General features: G+C 71.5%; 19 protein-coding genes. 1 reads left to right on the plus strand and 18 read right to left on the minus strand.

What is annotated here, in order from left to right:
* Positions 1-97 precede the first annotated feature (97 nt).
* The 3 genes from pyrH to rpsB all read right to left on the minus strand — a co-directional run bounded on the left by pyrH (position 98) and on the right by rpsB (position 2,992).
* Entirely contained in the window at positions 98-856 is a 759-nt protein-coding gene (gene pyrH / locus GHR20_RS10550; RefSeq protein WP_046421052.1) for a UMP kinase, read from the minus strand.
* A 204-nt stretch (positions 857-1,060) separates the two neighbouring features.
* Entirely contained in the window at positions 1,061-1,897 is an 837-nt protein-coding gene (gene tsf, locus GHR20_RS10555) for a translation elongation factor Ts (protein WP_153813032.1), read from the minus strand.
* A gap of 159 nt (positions 1,898-2,056) precedes the next feature.
* Positions 2,057-2,992, minus strand: a complete 936-nt coding sequence (rpsB, locus tag GHR20_RS10560) for a 30S ribosomal protein S2 (protein ID WP_111585593.1) — start codon at positions 2,990-2,992, stop codon at positions 2,057-2,059.
* A 343-nt stretch (positions 2,993-3,335) separates the two neighbouring features.
* On the opposite strand from rpsB, the gene GHR20_RS10565 reads away from it, so the two are divergent.
* The gene (locus tag GHR20_RS10565; RefSeq protein WP_194859113.1) at positions 3,336-3,932 is read left to right on the plus strand and encodes a M23 family metallopeptidase; all 597 of its coding nucleotides are present in this window, start codon (positions 3,336-3,338) and stop codon (positions 3,930-3,932) included.
* A gap of 12 nt (positions 3,933-3,944) precedes the next feature.
* Here the strand turns inward: GHR20_RS10565 and GHR20_RS10570 are convergent, their stop codons facing one another.
* The 15 genes from GHR20_RS10570 to GHR20_RS10640 form a co-directional block, all read right to left on the minus strand.
* On the minus strand, positions 3,945-4,499 hold the full coding sequence (locus GHR20_RS10570; protein ID WP_153815926.1) for a TetR/AcrR family transcriptional regulator: 555 nt from the start codon (positions 4,497-4,499) through the stop codon (positions 3,945-3,947).
* 65 nt (positions 4,500-4,564) lie between these two features.
* A complete protein-coding gene (gene whiG, locus GHR20_RS10575; protein WP_111585591.1) occupies positions 4,565-5,407 on the minus strand; it encodes an RNA polymerase sigma factor WhiG in 843 nt (280 codons plus the stop codon).
* Between the two features lie 324 nt (positions 5,408-5,731).
* Complete coding sequence (gene dprA, locus GHR20_RS10580) at positions 5,732-6,943, minus strand: DNA-processing protein DprA (protein WP_153813033.1); 1,212 nt, start codon at positions 6,941-6,943, stop codon at positions 5,732-5,734.
* A 755-nt stretch (positions 6,944-7,698) separates the two neighbouring features.
* On the minus strand, positions 7,699-9,324 hold the full coding sequence (locus GHR20_RS10585) for a YifB family Mg chelatase-like AAA ATPase (protein ID WP_153813034.1): 1,626 nt from the start codon (positions 9,322-9,324) through the stop codon (positions 7,699-7,701).
* The gene (locus GHR20_RS10590; RefSeq protein ID WP_194858859.1) at positions 9,325-9,687 is read right to left on the minus strand and encodes a YraN family protein; all 363 of its coding nucleotides are present in this window, start codon (positions 9,685-9,687) and stop codon (positions 9,325-9,327) included.
* Between the two features lie 126 nt (positions 9,688-9,813).
* Positions 9,814-10,122, minus strand: coding sequence for a DUF2469 domain-containing protein (locus GHR20_RS10595; protein WP_003965949.1), 309 nt, complete (start codon positions 10,120-10,122; stop codon positions 9,814-9,816).
* A gap of 56 nt (positions 10,123-10,178) precedes the next feature.
* On the minus strand, positions 10,179-10,697 hold the full coding sequence (locus GHR20_RS10600; protein WP_148025247.1) for an NUDIX hydrolase: 519 nt from the start codon (positions 10,695-10,697) through the stop codon (positions 10,179-10,181).
* On the minus strand, positions 10,687-11,469 hold the full coding sequence (lepB, locus tag GHR20_RS10605; protein ID WP_111585586.1) for a signal peptidase I: 783 nt from the start codon (positions 11,467-11,469) through the stop codon (positions 10,687-10,689). Before lepB (GHR20_RS10605) ends, GHR20_RS10600 begins: the two co-directional genes overlap by 11 nt.
* A gap of 111 nt (positions 11,470-11,580) precedes the next feature.
* On the minus strand, positions 11,581-12,600 hold the full coding sequence (gene lepB / locus GHR20_RS10610; RefSeq protein WP_111585585.1) for a signal peptidase I: 1,020 nt from the start codon (positions 12,598-12,600) through the stop codon (positions 11,581-11,583).
* Entirely contained in the window at positions 12,488-13,579 is a 1,092-nt protein-coding gene (gene lepB, locus GHR20_RS10615; RefSeq protein WP_148025249.1) for a signal peptidase I, read from the minus strand. Before lepB (GHR20_RS10615) ends, lepB (GHR20_RS10610) begins: the two co-directional genes overlap by 113 nt.
* Positions 13,572-14,270, minus strand: coding sequence for a signal peptidase I (gene lepB, locus GHR20_RS10620; RefSeq protein ID WP_153813036.1), 699 nt, complete (start codon positions 14,268-14,270; stop codon positions 13,572-13,574). Before lepB (GHR20_RS10620) ends, lepB (GHR20_RS10615) begins: the two co-directional genes overlap by 8 nt.
* 45 nt (positions 14,271-14,315) lie before the next feature.
* Positions 14,316-14,666: a 50S ribosomal protein L19 gene (gene rplS / locus GHR20_RS10625; RefSeq protein ID WP_111585582.1), complete on the minus strand. Its 351-nt coding sequence runs from the start codon at positions 14,664-14,666 to the stop codon at positions 14,316-14,318.
* Between the two features lie 135 nt (positions 14,667-14,801).
* Positions 14,802-15,635 (minus strand): tRNA (guanosine(37)-N1)-methyltransferase TrmD, encoded by an 834-nt coding sequence (trmD, locus tag GHR20_RS10630; RefSeq protein ID WP_153813037.1) that lies wholly within the window; start codon positions 15,633-15,635, stop codon positions 14,802-14,804.
* The gene (gene rimM / locus GHR20_RS10635) at positions 15,635-16,261 is read right to left on the minus strand and encodes a ribosome maturation factor RimM (RefSeq protein WP_153813038.1); all 627 of its coding nucleotides are present in this window, start codon (positions 16,259-16,261) and stop codon (positions 15,635-15,637) included. The genes trmD and rimM overlap by 1 nt, the downstream gene beginning before the upstream one ends.
* Positions 16,262-16,407: 146 nt before the next feature.
* The gene (locus GHR20_RS10640; RefSeq protein ID WP_037654567.1) at positions 16,408-16,647 is read right to left on the minus strand and encodes an RNA-binding protein; all 240 of its coding nucleotides are present in this window, start codon (positions 16,645-16,647) and stop codon (positions 16,408-16,410) included.
* Between the last annotated feature and the right edge of the window lies 1 nt (position 16,648).

Below are 16,648 nucleotides of genomic sequence, written 5' to 3' on the forward strand. Positions count from 1 at the left end.
GTTCCCGACCGGCAGGACATTGTCCATCCCCCGGCCGAGGCGCGTCCCGTCCGTCCCTCGGACAGGTGTCGTACCCGGGCGACGGGGGGCGTGCCGGTCAGTTCCGGCTGCCGTGGTCACCCACCAGCGTGCCGATCTTCTCACCCTTGACGGCACGGGCGATATTGCCCTCGGCGAGAAGCTCGAAGACGAGGATCGGGAGCTTGTTGTCGCGGCACAGCGTGATCGCGGTGGCGTCGGCGACCTTCAGGTCCCGGGTGATGACCTCGCCGTAGCCGAGGGCGTCGAACTTGACGGCGTCGGGGTTGGTCTTGGGGTCGGAGTCGTAGACTCCGTCCACCCCGTTCTTGCCCATGAGCAGCGCCTCGGCGTCGATCTCCAGGGCGCGCTGGGCGGCGGTGGTGTCGGTGGAGAAGTAGGGCATGCCCATACCGGCGCCGAAGATGACCACGCGGCCCTTCTCCAGGTGGCGCACGGCGCGCAGCGGGATGTACGGCTCGGCGACCTGGCCCATGGTGATGGCGGTCTGCACCCGGCTGTCGATGCCCTCCTTCTCCAGGAAGTCCTGGAGGGCGAGGCAGTTCATCACGGTGCCGAGCATGCCCATGTAGTCGGAGCGGGCGCGGTCCATGCCGCGCTGCTGGAGTTCGGCGCCGCGGAAGAAGTTGCCGCCGCCGATGACGACCGCGACCTGCGCGCCGTCCCGTACGACGGCCGCGATCTCGCGAGCGATCTTGTGCACCACGTCCGGGTCGACACCCAGGCCGCCGCCACCGGAGAACGCCTCTCCGGACAGCTTCAGCAGAAACCGGCCGCGTACTTTGCCGTCGTCGCTCTTCTGGGCCTTGTCGGTCATGGGAGATCCCGCCTCTTTCACGTGTTGCACATACGAAGAAGGCCATTGCCGGTGGGGTCGCTATTCGCTCCCATACGCGGCAATGGCCTCCTCGTCAGATCTGCTGCCGTCCGCCCCACACCCGGGTGTGGCGGTGGTCGCGGACGACTGCTGTCGACCCTATCGGGATTTCTCCGCGGGTCGCGCGTCGATCGCGGTACGGACTCAGATGCCGACCTTGATGCGCGTGAAGCGCTTCAGGGTGACACCGGCCTCGTCCAGCACCTTCTGGACCGACTTCTTGTTGTCCAGCGCGTACGGCTGGCCCAGCAGGGTGGCGTCCTTGAAGAAGCCGTTGACGCGACCGTCGACGATCTTGGCGATCGCGGCCTCGGGCTTGCCCTCGGCGCGGGTCGTCTCCTCGGCGATGCGACGCTCGGACTCGACGACGTCGGCCGGGACGTCTTCCTTGGCCAGGTACTTCGGCGCGAACGCGGCGATGTGCTGGGCGATGCCCTTGGCGACGTCGGCGTTCGGCTTGTCCAGCTCGACCAGGACACCGATCTGCGGGGGCAGGTCGGGCATGGTGCGGTGCATGTAGGCGGTGACGTAGCCGTCGGAGAACCGCGCGAAGCGGTCCAGGACGATCTTCTCACCGAGGTTGGCGTTGGCCTCGTCCACGAACGCCTGGACGGTCTTGCCGGGCTCGATCTCGGAGGCGAGCAGGGCCTCGATGTCGGCCGGGGAGATCTTCGCGACGTGCTCGGCGATGGTCTTGGCCACGGCCTGGAACTTGTCACCCTTGGCGACGAAGTCCGTCTCGCACTTCAGCTCGACCAGGACGCCGGAGGCGTTGTCGTCGGCGATGATGGAGACCACGGCACCGTTCTCGGCGGAGCGGCCCTCGCGCTTGGCGACGCCCTTCTGGCCCTTGATGCGCAGCGCCTCGACGGCCTTGTCGACGTTGCCCTCGGCCTCGTCCAGCGCCTTCTTGCAGTCCATCATGCCGGCGCCCGTGAGCTCACGGAGCTTCTTGACGTCGGCGGCGGTGTAGTTCGCCATGAGTCAGTGAGTCTTTCTCGAAGTCTGGGAGATCTTCAGATCCGCACGGTGTGCGCTCCACATGGAGACACGGAACGCATACGTCGTACCGACCTATGGGTGAACAGCGGGGGCGGAGTCGATGTCGCCGCCCCCACTGTCAAACGCTGACGCGGCGGATCAGACCTGCTCGCCCTCGGCGGCCTTCTCCTCGGCCGGAGCGGCCTCGGCGGCGGGAGCCTCAGCCTCGGCGGCGGGCGCCTCGGTGGCCTCGGCCTCAGCGGCAGGAGCCTCGGCGGCAGGGGCCTCGGCGGCGGCCTCGGCGGCAGGAGCCTCGTCCTTCTTCTCACCCTCGAGCAGGTCGCGCTCCCACTCGGCGAGCGGCTCGCCCGCGGCCTTCTCGCCCTTGTCACCGGTGGCGACGCGAGAGCGGGAGATGAGGCCCTCGGCGACGGCGTCGGCGATCACGCGGGTGAGCAGGGTGACGGAGCGGATCGCGTCGTCGTTGCCCGGGATCTTGTAGTCGACCTCGTCGGGGTCGCAGTTGGTGTCGAGGATCGCGACGACCGGGATGTTCAGCTTCCGGGCCTCACCAACGGCGATGTGCTCCTTCTTGGTGTCCACGATCCAGACGGCGCTGGGCACCTTCTGCATCTCGCGGATACCGCCGAGGGTCTTCTCCAGCTTGGCCTTCTCGCGGGAGAGGACCAGCAGCTCCTTCTTGGTCAGACCGGAGGCCGCGACGTCCTCGAAGTCGATCTGCTCGAGCTCCTTGAGGCGCTGCAGACGCTTGTAGACGGTCGAGAAGTTGGTGAGCATGCCGCCCAGCCAGCGCTGGTTGACGAAGGGCATGCCGACGCGGGTGGCCTGCTCCGCGATGGCCTCCTGCGCCTGCTTCTTCGTGCCGACGAACATGACCGTGCCGCCGTGGGCGACGGTCTCCTTGACGAACTCGTAGGCGCGGTCGATGTACGACAGCGACTGGAGCAGGTCGATGATGTAGATGCCGTTGCGCTCGGTGAAGATGAAGCGCTTCATCTTCGGGTTCCAGCGACGGGTCTGGTGACCGAAGTGGACGCCGCTCTCCAGCAGCTCCCGCATCGTGACGACGGCCATGGCCATCTCCTTGAGTTTCTCGGTTGTGCCGCGCCCGCCGGACGGCGGTCGCGCCTGACGCCCGCGTGCGCCGTGCCGCGAAGGACCGAGAGGCGCTTGGTACGAACCGTTTCCGGATGCCGTACCGGGGCGTGCGAAGTCGACCCGGTGACCCGGATCGCCAGAAGAAGTGTACGGGACCGCCGGGCCACCGGGTGACGCAGCTGTCCACAACCGGGGAGTAGCCCACAGGTGAAGGAGCCGGGACGGCGGGGTGCGGGACGGTGGGGGCATGCGACGACGTGTGGGGTGCGGGACAAGGTGGGCGGTCCTGGTGACGGCCTTGACGCTGGTGGTGTACGGGATCGGGGCGGGGACCGGGTCCGGGGGCCGGGCGTGGGCGCGGTCTTCACCGACGGGGCCTTCGACGGGGCCGCCTACGGGGCCCCTTTCAGCGGGACCTTCCAGGGGGCCCTCGGCGGGGCCGGCCTCGGATGCGACGGGGGCCGGGGCCGGGGTGCCGGCCATCGCCCGGGTCTGGCCGGTGGGGGTACGGCCACCGGTCCTGCGCGGCTGGGAGCCGCCGGCCACGCCGTACGGCCCCGGGCACCGGGGCGTGGATCTGGCGGCCGCGCCCGGGAGCCCGGTACGGGCGGTGGCGGCGGGCCGGGTGTCCTTCGCGGGACGGGTGGCCGGGCGGGGAGTGGTGACGGTGGAGCTGGCGGGGACGGGGCTGCGGACGACGTACGAACCGGTGAGCCCCTCGGTGGAGAAGGGGACGGAGGTGGCGGCCGGTGACGTGGTCGGGGTGGTGGCGGCGACGGGGGCGCACTGCGGGGCCGCGGCCTGCGTCCACTGGGGTCTGCTGCGGGGCGGGACCTATCTGAACCCCTTGTCCCTGCTGCCGCCGTGGCTGCTGGGGCGGGGGCCGTCGAGACTGCTGCCGGTGCTCACCGGCTGACCCCCGCGGTGCTCAGCCCCGCACACCCCGAAGCGCCATCCTGACCGCGGCCTCCGTCACCGCCGCCGGGTCCTCCGCGCCGATCTCGATGCGTCGTACGGCCGCGTCCACGACGCCCTGGAGCAGCATCGCCGCGAGCCGCGGCTGCGCCTGGCCCAGCTCCCCCAGCGCCTCGACGATCATCGCGACCAGCTCGCCGTGGGCCGCCCTGATCTTCTCCCGGGCCCCGGCGTCCAGCTCGCTCGCGGAGATCGCCACGACCGCCCGGTGCCGCCGGTCCCCGACGAGGGCCAGCTGCCGGCGGACGTACGCCTCGACCTTGCCCTCGGGGGAGCCCGCGCGCTCCATGCCCGCGGCCACCTCCGCCGCCCAGAGCGGGAAGTCGGCCTCGCACAGCTCCTCGACCACGGCCGCCCGGGACCGGAAGTACTCGTACACGGAGGAGCGCGCGAGCCCGGTGCGCTCGGCCAGCGCGGGGAAGGTCAGCGCCTCCGTCCCGCCCTCGGACAACAGGGAACGAGCCGCGTCCAGCAAAGCGGCTCGCTGCATCGACCGGTGCTCGGCCACGGAGGCCGCTCGAATCCTTGGCACGTCGACCACTCTAGGACGCGCCCGCGCGCGACGGCGTCCGCTCAGCGTCCAAAGCCGGCCAGCTTGGCCCGCAGCTGGAGCACCGACTTGGTGTGGATCTGGCTGACCCGGCTCTCGGTGACCCCGAGGACATTGCCGATCTCGGCGAGCGTGAGGCCCTCGTAGTAGTAGAGCGTGACGACCGTCTTCTCCCGGTCGGGCAGCGTGTTGATGGCCCGCGCGAGGAATCTTCGCAGCTCACGGTCCTCGGCCACCTCCACGGGATTGTCCGCGGCGGTGTCCTCCAGCGTGTCCATGAGGCTGAGCCGGTCCCCGCCCTCGCCACCGACATGCAGCAGCTCCTCCAGGGCGACCACGTTGGCGAGCGACAACTGGCTGAAGACGGCGTGCAGTTCGTCCACCTCCATGCCCAGCTCCCCGGCCACCTCGCTCTCGCTCGGGGTGCGCCGCAGCCGGGCCTCCAGGGTGGCGTAGGCGCGCTCGACATTGCGCGCCTTCTGCCGCACCGAGCGCGGGATCCAGTCCAGCGCCCGCAGCTCGTCGATCATGGCGCCGCGGATCCGGGTGATCGCGTACGTCTCGAACTTGATCTCCCGGTCGATGTCGAACTTCTCGATCGCGTCGATCAGCCCGAACACCCCGGAGGAGACGAAGTCGGCCTGCTCCACATTGGGCGGCAGGCCGACGCTCACCCGGCCCGCCACGTATTTCACGAGCGGCGAGTAGTGCAGGATCAGCTGCTCCCGCAGCCGTTCGTCCCCCGTCGCCTTGTACGACCGCCACAGCTCGTCGAGCGTCGAGGGAGCGGGCGGCCGCACGCTGCCACCGTCGCGGGCGGCTGGGGGGATCGCCGCCCGGTCGGACCCGGAGGTGTGCTGGGGCATTCGTCGCCTTGTGCCGTTCTGCCGTGAAGTGCCGTCAAGTGCCGTGACCGTGAGTGCGGTGCGGGATGGTCGGGGGTCGAAAGCGGCCGCCTGGGTGAGGTGTCGGTCTGATGTCGAGTTGGGTGGTCTGTGGAGACGTCTTCGTGAGCGTAGCGTGACTGGGGAGTCGCGGTGCGCGAACGACGAGGCACCACCCCTGCGCGGGTCCCGGAGGCCCCTTGGGCATCACCTTCCGCAGCTCGCTCTGTGTGATGGCGGATGGACGCCAACTCCGGGAAACTCCAAGGGCGTCGGGTGTTCCCCCGGACGGCCGAACACGCTCGGTCAGCATGGGGGGCGACCCGTCCGGGCCGAGATGACCGCCTGGCGTGTCAACTTCCAGCCATCGCCGTGTCGTTCGACGTATCCAAGTGCTCGGAGTTCGTACAGTTTCGCGATCGCCTCGTCCGGGGTGGTGCGGGCCCCCGCCGCGATCTCCCCGGCGGGGGCCGCGCGGGCGCCGGGCAGCGCGGCGAGGACGGTCCGGGCGGCCGGTGTCAGCAGGTCGCGAGGCAGTACCGGGCCGGTGCGGGGCGGGGCCAGGTCGCCCATGTCGCCGACGAGTTCGCTCACCTCGGCGGCGTCGGTGACGAGGACGGCCTCGCCGCGCAGCAGTTCGTGCACCCCGGCGCTGAGCGCGCTGGTGACCGGGCCCGGCACCCCCATGGTGTGTCTGCCCAGGCGCTGCGCGGCCCGCGCGGTGGCGAGCGAGCCGCTGCGGCAGGCGGCCTCCACGACGACGGTGCCCCTGGTCAGGGCGGCGATGACGCGGTTGCGCAGGATGAAGCGGCTCGGGGTCGGGTGCTCGCCCGGGGGCAGCTCGCCGATCACCAGGCCCTGCTGCGCGATCCGTTCGATCAGGGTGGTGTGGCCGCGCGGGTAGGGGCGGTCGACCCCACTGGCCAGAACGGCGACGGTGGCTCCGGCGGCGGCGAGGGCGCCGCGGTGGGCGGCGGCGTCGATGCCGTAGGCGCCGCCGGAGACGACGACCCAGCCGCGCTCGGCGAGGCCGGCGGCGAGGGTGGCGGCGACGTGGGTGCCGTACTCGGTGCAGGCGCGGGCGCCGACCACGGCGACGGAGCGCAGGGCCCACATGCGCAGGCTGGGGCCGCCGCGGACCCAGAGCCCGAGGGGGCGGGCGTCGGCGAGGTCGTCCAGCTGTCGCGGCCACTCGGGGTTGCCGGGCGCCACGAAGCGGGCGCCCGCCGCGCGTGCCCGCGCGAGATCCCGCCCCGGCTCGGCCGCCCGCGCGGCCCGCGCCACGAGCCCGGCCCACCGCACCTTGCCGACCCCCGGCAACGCCGCGCCCCCGTCCCTGACCCGCCGCACCACCTCCCCCACCCCGAACTCCCTCACCCACCGCCCCCCGACCTCGTCCCCGGGCTCGATCACCCGCCCAAGGAAGATCCGGCCGAGGGTCTCCGCGTCCGCTGGGGGGTCGGGGTCGGCGCCCGGGTTCGGACGCAGGTCCGCGGTGGGATCAGGGTCCGGGCTCATGGTCTGACCGGGGTCCGGGCCCCTCGTGGGACCGGGGGTGGAGTCCGGGTCAGGGTTCGGGCCCTGGCGCGGGGCAGGGTCAGGGCCAAGGCCGGGGGCCACGGTTGGAGCAGGGCGGGGGCGCGGTCGACCGACCCAGGCCGACCCGAGGTCCCGGAAAGCCGCCTGGCTACGGCCCGTTCCGGAGCCGCGCCCCTCGTCCGCATCAGGGCCGGCCCCCGCCCCGTGACCAAGGCAAGGGCCCCGGTCAGGGTGGGGGCCAGGGATCGGCCCAGGGTCACGGTCGGCACCAGAGTCGCGGCCAGCCCCAGGGCGCCGGTCGGGGCCAGGGGCACAGCCCGACCCAGGGCCACCGTCGGAGCCAGAGCCACAGCCAGGCCCAAGACCACCGTCGGAGCCAGAGCCACCATCGGTACCGGAGCCACGGTCGGGCCCGGAACCACAGCCAGGCCCAGACCCAAAACCACCGTCGGAGCCAGAGCCACCGCCGAGGGCGAAGCCATGACCGGGACCAGGGCCACGGCCAGCGCCACAGCCGCGTCCAAGCCCAGGGCGCCGGTCGGCGCCAGGGCTGCGGCCAGCCCCTTGGCCACCCTCGGGCCCAGAGCCACAGCCAGCGCCAACGCAGCCCGCCCCCGCCCGGTCCCCCGAGGCCGGCCCAGGGACCGGCAGCCCCTCTCCGGTCGGTCCGGGAACCGACGACCTCTCGTAGGACGGTCCCTGGACCGGCCATCCCGCCTCGGTGCCGCCGCCGCTCATGCCAGCGCGCCGATGGCCATCGGGACCCCGCGGGGGACGCCGGTGCGCAATTGCAGGGCGAGGGCGACGTCGATCGCGTCCGGGCGGTCGTGTCCGACGAGATCGGCGACCGTCCAGGCGACGCGCAGCACCCGGTCGATGCCGCGGGCGGTGAGCACGCCCCGCTCCAGGCCGCGCTCGGCCTCGTCCATCGCGCCGCTGACGGCCTGGAACCGGCTGCGCAGCTCCCTGCCGGGCACCTCGGCGTTGGTGCGCCAGGGTGTTCCGGCGAGGCGGGCGACCGTACGCTCCCTGGCTCCTCGGACCCGGTCCGCGACGGTCGCCGTGGACTCCCCCCGGGCGCCGGGCGCGGTGAGCTGGGCCCGGGTGACCGGATCGACCTCGACGCGCAGGTCCACCCGGTCCAGCAGGGGCCCGGAGAGCCGGGCCTGGTAGCGCCGGATCGCCGAGGGCGGGCAGTCGCACAGGGCGTCACGCTGGGAGAAGCGGCCGCAGGGGCACGGGTTGGCGGCCAGCACCATCAGGAAGCGCGCCGGAAAGCGGACCACTCCCGCGCTGCGCGCGATCACGACATGCCCGGACTCCAAGGGCTGCCGCAGGGCGTCCAGGGTCTGGCTGTGGAACTCGGGTGCCTCGTCCAGGAACAGCACTCCGCGATGGGCGAGGGAGACCGCCCCCGGGCGCGCGATGCCGGGGCCGCCGCCCACGAGCGACTGCATCGTCGCCGAATGGTGCGGGGCGCAGTAGGGGGCGATGTCGATGAGCGGTTTGCCCGGTGGCAGCAGCCCCGCCACCGAGTGCACCGCCGTGACCTCCAGGGACTCTTCCCTGGTGAGCCTCGGCAGGACCGCGGGCAGGCGTTCGGCCAGCATCGTCTTGCCCGCGCCGGGCGGCCCTTCGAGGAAGAGATGGTGTCCGCCGGCGGCGGCCACCTCCACGGCCGTACGCGCCGAGGTCTGGCCGACGACGTCCGCCAGGTCGTGCTCTGACTCGTGCTGGGCCGCGCCCAGGCTGTGCATGCCGGTGGCGGCGCCGGTGCCCGGCACCCGCAGCCCGGCCAGCAGCGGATCCGGGCGGCCCAGCTCGTCGGGCTCCTCCTCGGGCACGGGTTCCTCGGCCAGTACCGCGATGAGCTGGCGCAGGCTGCGGACGCCGAGCACCGAGACACCCGGGACCAGCGCGGCCTCCGCGGCGGCGCACTCGGGCACGACCACCTGTTCGTACCCCGCGTCGGCCGCCGCGAGGACCGCGGGCAGGATGCCGCGCACCGGGCGCACCCGGCCGTCCAGGCCCAGCTCGCCGATCATCACGATGTCGGCGAGCACCCGGGGGTCGATCCGTTCCGCGGCTCCGAGGACGGCCGCGGCGACCGCCAGGTCGAAGCCGCTTCCGCTCTTGGGCACGGACGCGGGGCTGAGCCCGACCGTCAGCTTCTTGGCGGGCCAGGGCGCGCCGGAATTCACCACCGCCGCACGCACCCGGTCCCTGCTCTCCGTCAGGCTCTTGTCCGGGAGGCCGACCAGGGTGAAGGCGGCGACGCCGGGTTCGAGGTCGGCCTGGACCTCGACGACCACGCCCTCGACGCCGACCAGGGCGACGGAGCAGGTGCGGGCGAATGCCATTCAGGCCACCCCCCGGGCATGCTCGACCAGCGGGGCGCCGCGGCCGGGGACGAGGACGCCGACCAGGTCGATGCGGACGCCGCCCGGTGGGGCGCCGCCGTGGGCGTGGATCCAGTGTTCGGCGAGGTCGCGCAGCCGGGCAGCCTTCTCGGGGGTCACCGCGGCCATGGGATGTTCGTAACGGCCGCCCGTGCGGGTCTTGACCTCGCAGACGACCAGGACCTCGCCGTCCCTGGCCACGATGTCGATCTCGCCGCCGCGCCCGGCGCGCCAGTTGCGCGCCAGGATCGTCATCCCGCCCTCGGCCAGCCGCCGCGCGGCCAGGTCCTCTCCGTACCTGCCGATCGCCTCTCGTGCGTTCATGTCGGCACCACCTCCGGCGCCAACCGTCACGCATCCCGCCCAGCAAAGTGGATCTTGGTGGACGACCGGGCGGTTGTGGAAAACCTCGTCACCCGGATGGCTCAAGCGGGCGAAACCCGCAGGTCATCAGCCGCCCGGCAGTTCCAGATCGCTCTTGTTCAGCTCCTCGATGTTCACGTCCTTGAACGTGAGCACCCGGACCTGCTTGACGAACCGAGCCGGCCGGTACATGTCCCAGACCCAGGCATCGGCCATCGACACCTCGAAGAACACCTCGCCCTGGACCGAGTGCACCTGCATCTCGTAGTCGTTGGTGAGGTAGAAGCGCCGTTCCGTCTCGATCACGTATTTGAACAGACCGACGACATCTCGGTACTCCCGGTAGAGCTTCAGCTCCATCTCGGTCTCGTACTTCTCGAGGTCCTCGGCGCTCATGGCATGTTCCCCTTCAGCCGTGCGATCCACCCATTGTGCGCCAGTTCCGCCGGCCCTCAGACGATTTCCGTATCGAGGGTCACCGGGCCGGCCGGGGGACCCTCGTCGAGCAGCGTGCGCAGCAGCTCGGCGAGTCTGGTCGGATACACCGTCTCATGTGCCCGGGTCAGTTCCCGGCACGTCCACCAGCGCGCTCCGGCGACGCTGCGCCGCTCCAGCTCCGTCAGGCCGGTCGGCGCGGTCGCGGTCTGGGTCGTACGGGCCAGGTAGTACCACTCGTCCTGGTCCCAGCGGCGGCCCGCGAACGGGAAGGAGCAGCGGCGCCGCCACAGCACCGGGCCGAGCTCGACCTCGGTGATGCCGGTCTCCTCGACGAGTTCCCGCAGCGCGGCCTCGGCGCGGGTCTCGGTGCCCTCCACACCGCCGCCGGGGGTGAACCACCAGTCGTCGGCGGGGTCGTCGGGCTCATGTCCGTGCAGCAGCAGGATGCGGTCCTCGGGGTCGAGCAGCACCACGCGGGCCACCTTGCGCGGGCCGCCCTCGGACGGCTGCCCGCACTCGGGTTCAGCGGGCACCGGCCGCCTCCGCGCGGGCGGCACGGGCCCGGGAGCGGCCGGACCGCTTGGCGATCGGACCGTAGGCGCCGCCGCCGAGGACCAGCACGGCGCCGACGACGATCAGCAGTTCGATGGTGGGCAGCGGACCCGGCTGCGAGAGGGTGCCCAGCGCCTCGAATCCGGTGGGGCGCTTCAGGCCGCCCTTCCACGGGAAGACGACGGCGTCCACCCGGGCGATCACCGCGGTGCGGGCGACGGTGCCCTTGGCGGCGTCGGTGAGGTGGGCGGTGGAGTCCAGGGAGCCCTGGCGTTCGTCGCCGAGCAGGAAGAGCCGGCCCTTGGGGACGGTCACGGTGGCGAAGTTCTGGTTCTCGGCCAGGGTGCCCTTGGGCAGATACGGCTCGTCGATCTGCTTGCCGTCGACGGTCAGCTTGCCGTCCGTGCAGCAGGAGACGGTGTCGCCGCCGACCGCGACCACGCGCTTGACGACGTCGGAGCCGGTGACCCAGCTGTTGTCGCGGAAGACGACCACATCGCCGCGGCGCACCTCGCCGCCGTCCACCCGCTGGGCGAGCACGCGGTTGCCCGCGTCGATGGTGGGCGTCATGGAACTGGTGGGCACGGTGTACGGCCGATAGCTCAGCGCCGCCCACCCGAAGCCGCCGAGGAACAGCACCAGGCCCAGAGCCACGGCCACCGAGGACAGCCGCTGCCCGAGCCGGCCGCCGCTCGCCGCCGTCCCGGTGCCGCCGCTGTGCGGGGCCGTACGCGTCGTACTCTCACCACCCATGGACCCGCACCCTACCTGTCGGTACCGAGCGAGGTCAGCCCCTCTTTCGAGACCTGGGGCACAGCTTTCCCGGAGCTTCACACGCGGCCCGGGAAAGCGGGGGCGCGGGGCTCAGCGCGGTGCGCCGGCCGACTTCGGCAGGGCGTCCGAACGCAGCCGGTCCGTGCGCCGGCGCCGCCACACCACGACGGGGGCGACGGCCGCGACGGCCACGCCCTCGGGGGCGACCGTCAGCGAGGCGGCGGCGGAGGACTGCTGATTGCCGAGGCCGGGCTGGTCGAAGGTGTCCGGGACGGGCAGGGTGCCCCAGTGGCTGATGGGCCATGCCTTGACGATGGCGCGGCCGACGACCTTGTCGACGGGCACGAAGCCGTGGTTCTTGTCGGTCTGGTTGTAGCGCGAGTCCCGGGAGTTCTGCCGGTGGTCGCCCATCACCCAGATGAAGCCCTTGGGGACCTTCACCTTGAACTGGCCGCCCTGGTCGTCCTGGCTGCACGGGGTGTTGCCGGGGTAGACGTACGACGATTCGTTCAGCGCCTTGCCGTTGACCAGCAGGGGGCCCGTGCCCTTGCACTCGACGGTGTCGCCGCCGACGCCGATCACGCGCTTGATCAGGTCCTTCTCATTGGCGGAGGGCATCAGCCCGACCCAGCTGAGGACCTTCTGCACCGCGTTCGGGTTCGGCGCGGGCTCGCCGGCCAGCCAGTCGTCCGGGTCGTGGAAGACGACGACCTCGCCGCGCTCGGGCTCGGAGCCGAACCACGGGGTGAGCTTGTCGACCAGGACGCGGTCGCCGATCTGGAGGGTGTTCTCCATCGAGGCGGAGGGGATCGAGAACGCCTGGACCAGGAAGGTCTTGATCAGCAGCGCGAGGACCAGCGCGATCACGATCAGGATCGGCAGCTCCTTCCAGAAGGAGCGCGGCTTCCTGGGCGGCGGCGTGGCGTCGCCGGTGCCGCCGGAACCGCCGCCGCCGAAGCCCTGCCCCTCGCGCGGCCCGCCGTCGTCGCCCGTCGCGTCATTTCCGGTGGTCATCGCGCCGTCCGAACCTGAGTCGTGCGCCTCCGCGGGGTTTCCGCGGTGCTCCTCGCCGTCGTGACCCGACCGTGCGCCAACCGCCACATCCCCCACGCCAACTCCTTACTCCGTGCCGCCGCCCGCGCCACAGACGGCGCAGGCCCACCACTCCCATAACGAGCGGGAGTTCCGCAGGGGTCGGGAGCGGGGTCATTCCGTTCGGATTCTCATGGTCAACCCTATGCGACAGGGGCGGAGCCGCAGCCGTCCGCGTCCCGGCACGGGCAACGCTTGCAAAGGTTTTAGGTTCCTCAAGGCGCGTCCAGTGGCCGACCGGCCAGCCGATCCACATGGCCCGTCCGACCACCGATTTCAGCGACACCGTTCCGCCGTACGGGGAGTCCCGGTGGTAGCGGGAGTCCGCCGAGTCGGCCCGGTGGTCGCCCATCACCCACAGCCGGCCCTTGGGGACGGTGATGTCGAAGCGCATGTCGGACGGGTCGTTGCCCGGATAGAGGTAGTCCTTCTCGGACAGCGGCACGCCGTTGACGGTGATCCGCCCTTGCGCGTCGCAGCACTTGACGTGGTCGCCGCCGACCCCGATGACCCGTTTGATCAGGTCCTTCTCGTTGTCGGACGGCAGCAGCCCGATGAAGCTGAGGCCCTGCTTGAGCTGCTTGACCACGACCGGGTCGGGCTTCTGGGCGGCCTGTTCGCCCGCCAGCCAGCCGCCCGGGTCGTGGAAGACGACGACGTCCCCGCGGTGCGGCTCGGCGCCGAACCAGGGCGTCAGCTTGTCGACCAGGACACGGTCGCCGATACGGATCGTCTGCTCCATGGAGCCGGACGGGATCACGAACGCCTGGACGAGAAAGGTCTTCAGGACCAGCGCGATCAGCACGGCGACACCCACCAGGAGAGGGATCTCCCGAACGGCTGAACGTCTGCGCTTGCGCTTGACCTTGCGCTGGAGTTTCCGCCGTTCCGCGCGGGTACGGCCGCCACCGGGCGCGGAGCTGCGCCGGGAGGCGGTGCCGGACGCACCGGGGCCGGCCGGGGCGGAGCCCGCGCGCGGCTTGCCGCGGTTACCCATGGGCGCCGCCCGTCGCGGCGGGCACGCGCGCGTAGGCGGACGGCCGGGTCAGATGGGTCCAGTGGGCGTACGGCCAGACGATCCAGTCGGCCCGGCCGATGACGCGGCCGACCGGGATCATGCCGCCGCCCGGCGAGCCGAGGTGGTCCCGGGAGTCGCTGGAGTCGCCGCGGTGGTCACCGAGGACGAAGAGGGCGCCCGGGGGCACCTGGACGTCGAACGGCACGCTGGAGGGGCTGTCCCCGGGGTAGAGGAACGCCGACTCGTCGACCGCGCGGCCGTTCACCTCGATCCTCCCCCGCTTGTCGCAGCAGACCACATGGTCCCCGCCCACCCCGACGACCCGTTTGATGTAGTCGCCGTCCCCGAAATACCCGCTTCCGTCGAACACAATCACGTCTCCGCGCGCGGGCCCGGCACCGAAGCGGTAGGTCAGCTTGTTCACGAGGACGCGGTCGCCGATCCGCAGCCCCTCCTCCATGGACCCGCTCGGGATCTGGAAGGGCTGCGCGACGAAGGTGCTCAGCAGGAGCAGGAACACCAGGCAGGCGAAGAGAGTCAGGGTGACGCGGCCGCCCGGGAGCCATGCGGTGATCCGCGTCGACAACGCGAAACGCGACCGCTCCTCCGGGCCCGGGGAATCCGGGCGGGAGGTGCGGTCGCGCTTCGTCGGCTGTGCTTCGGTGTCCATCGGGGCGAGATGTTATCCGGCCCCGCTATGACTCCGGGGAGGCGCTCAGTTGTCGCGCTTCTCCTTGATCTTCGCGGCCTTGCCGCGCAGCTCACGGAGGTAGTACAGCTTGGCGCGGCGCACGTCACCACGGGTGACCAGCTCGATCTTCTCGACGATCGGGGTGTGCACCGGGAAGGTGCGCTCGACGCCGACGGAGAACGAGACCTTGCGGACCGTGAAGGTCTCGCGGACACCGGAGCCCTGGCGACGGATCACAACGCCCTTGAACTGCTGCACACGGGAGCGGTTGCCCTCGATGACGCGCACGTGGACGTTGACCGTGTCACCCGGGCGGAAGGACGGGAGGTCGCTGCGCAGCGACGCGGAGTCGACGGTGTCGAGCAGGTGAGACATTTCGTCTGCTTTCTTCGCTGATGCCACAGGTCATCAACGGGAGTGAAGATGTACAGGAGGCTGCCGCGCGGGTCGGGTCGGGCGTCTTGTCCCCCTGTGGCAGGGGCGCACACCGGACGAGCGCACAGCAGCGGCTTATTCTTCCATGCCGGGGGCCCGGCGCCAAAATCGGCCGTACGAGTGACCGTCCGGATCCGGCTCCCAGCCCAGGATGGACAGCATCTCGCGGTCCTTCTTGTCGAAGACCTTCGGGTCGCAGCGCTCGATGAGATCGGGCCGGTTGCGGGTCGTACGGCGCAGGGCCTCGTCGCGGCGCCAGCGGGCGATCTTGCCGTGGTGGCCGCTGAGCAGCACGTCCGGGATGTCCCGGTCACGCCAGACGGGCGGCTTGGTGTAGACGGGGCCTTCCAGCAGGTTCGCCATGGCGCCGGGCGCGAAGGAGTCGTCGCGGTGCGACTCGGCGTTGCCGAGGACGCCGGGCAGCAGCCGGGCGACGGCCTCGGTGATGACGAGGACGGCCGCTTCGCCGCCGGCGAGGACGTAATCGCCGATGGAGACCTCGTAGACGGGCATCCGGGTGGCGTACTCGTCGAAGACACGCCGGTCGATGCCCTCGTAGCGGGCCGGTGTGAAGATCAGCCAGGGCCGCTCGGAGAGCTCCACCGCGAGTTCCTGGGTGAAGGGCCGGCCGCTGGGGGTGGGGACGATCAGCGCGGGGGCGTGGGCGCCGCTCTCGTAGCCGTCGGCCAGGACGGTGTCCAGGGCGTCGCCCCAGGGCTCGGTCTTCATGACCATGCCGGGGCCGCCGCCGTACGGCGTGTCGTCGACCGTGTTGTGCCGGTCGTACGTCCATGCGCGCAGGTCGTGGAGGTGGACGGCGAGCTGTCCGCGGTGGCGGGCCTTGCCGACGAGCGAGACGTTCAGGGGGTCCAGGTACTCGGGGAAGATCGTGACGACGTCCAGGCGCATTACGCGTCGTCCCCCGGCTCGGACTCCTCCGGCTCGGACTCCTTCGGCTCGGACTCCTTCGGCTCGCCTTCCTCGGACTCCGCCACTCCCGCCTCACGGCTGGAGGCGATCTCGGCGCGGTCGTCGATCAGGCCGGGCGGGGGCGTGATGACGGCCCGCTGCTCCGCCAGGTCGATCTCGGCGACGATCTCCTCCACGAAGGGGATCATGACCTCGGTGCCGTCCGGGCGCTCCACGATGAACAGGTCCTGCGAGGGCAGGTGCGAGATCTCGGTGATCCGGCCGACCTCCACGCCGTCCTCGGTGACCACGTCCAGGTCCATCAGCTGATGGTCGTAGTACTCGTCCTCACCCTCCGGCATCTCCTCCGGGTCCACGTCGGCGATCAGGAGCGTGTTGCGCAGGGCCTCGGCGCCGGTCCGGTCGGTGACGCCCGCGAAGCGCAGGAGCAGACGGCCGCTGTGGACGCGGCCCGTCTCGATGGTCAGCGGTCCCGTGGCGGCGGGATCCGTGGCGAGTACGGCGCCGGGGGCCAGCCTCAGCTCCGGCTCGTCGGTACGTACCTCGACGGTGACCTCGCCCTTGATGCCATGGGCACGGCCGACCCGTGCGACTACCAGCTGCACCTGTCCGATTCTCCTGTCATCTGCCGCGCGTGTCCTGCTGATACGACTGCGGGCTCCTACGGCGAACTCATACGACGAGCTCATACGACTGCGGGCCGGGGACGGCCGAGTGGCCCTCCCCGGCCCGAGCCGGTTGCGATGAAGCGTCAGCGGACGTTGTCCACGTCGACCAGGTCGACGCGGACACCGCGACCGCCGATGGCGCCCACGACGGTACGCAGAGCGCGTGCGGTACGACCGTTGCGGCCGATCACCTTGCCGAGGTCCTCGGGGTGCACCCGAACCTCCAGCACACGCCCGCGGCGCAGGTCGCGCGAGGCGACCTGCACATCGTCGGGGTTGTCGACGATGCCCTTCACGAGGTGCTCAAGCGCCTCTTCGAGCATG

The organism is Streptomyces sp. SUK 48, from assembly GCF_009650765.1.
GTDB lineage: Bacteria > Actinomycetota > Actinomycetes > Streptomycetales > Streptomycetaceae > Streptomyces.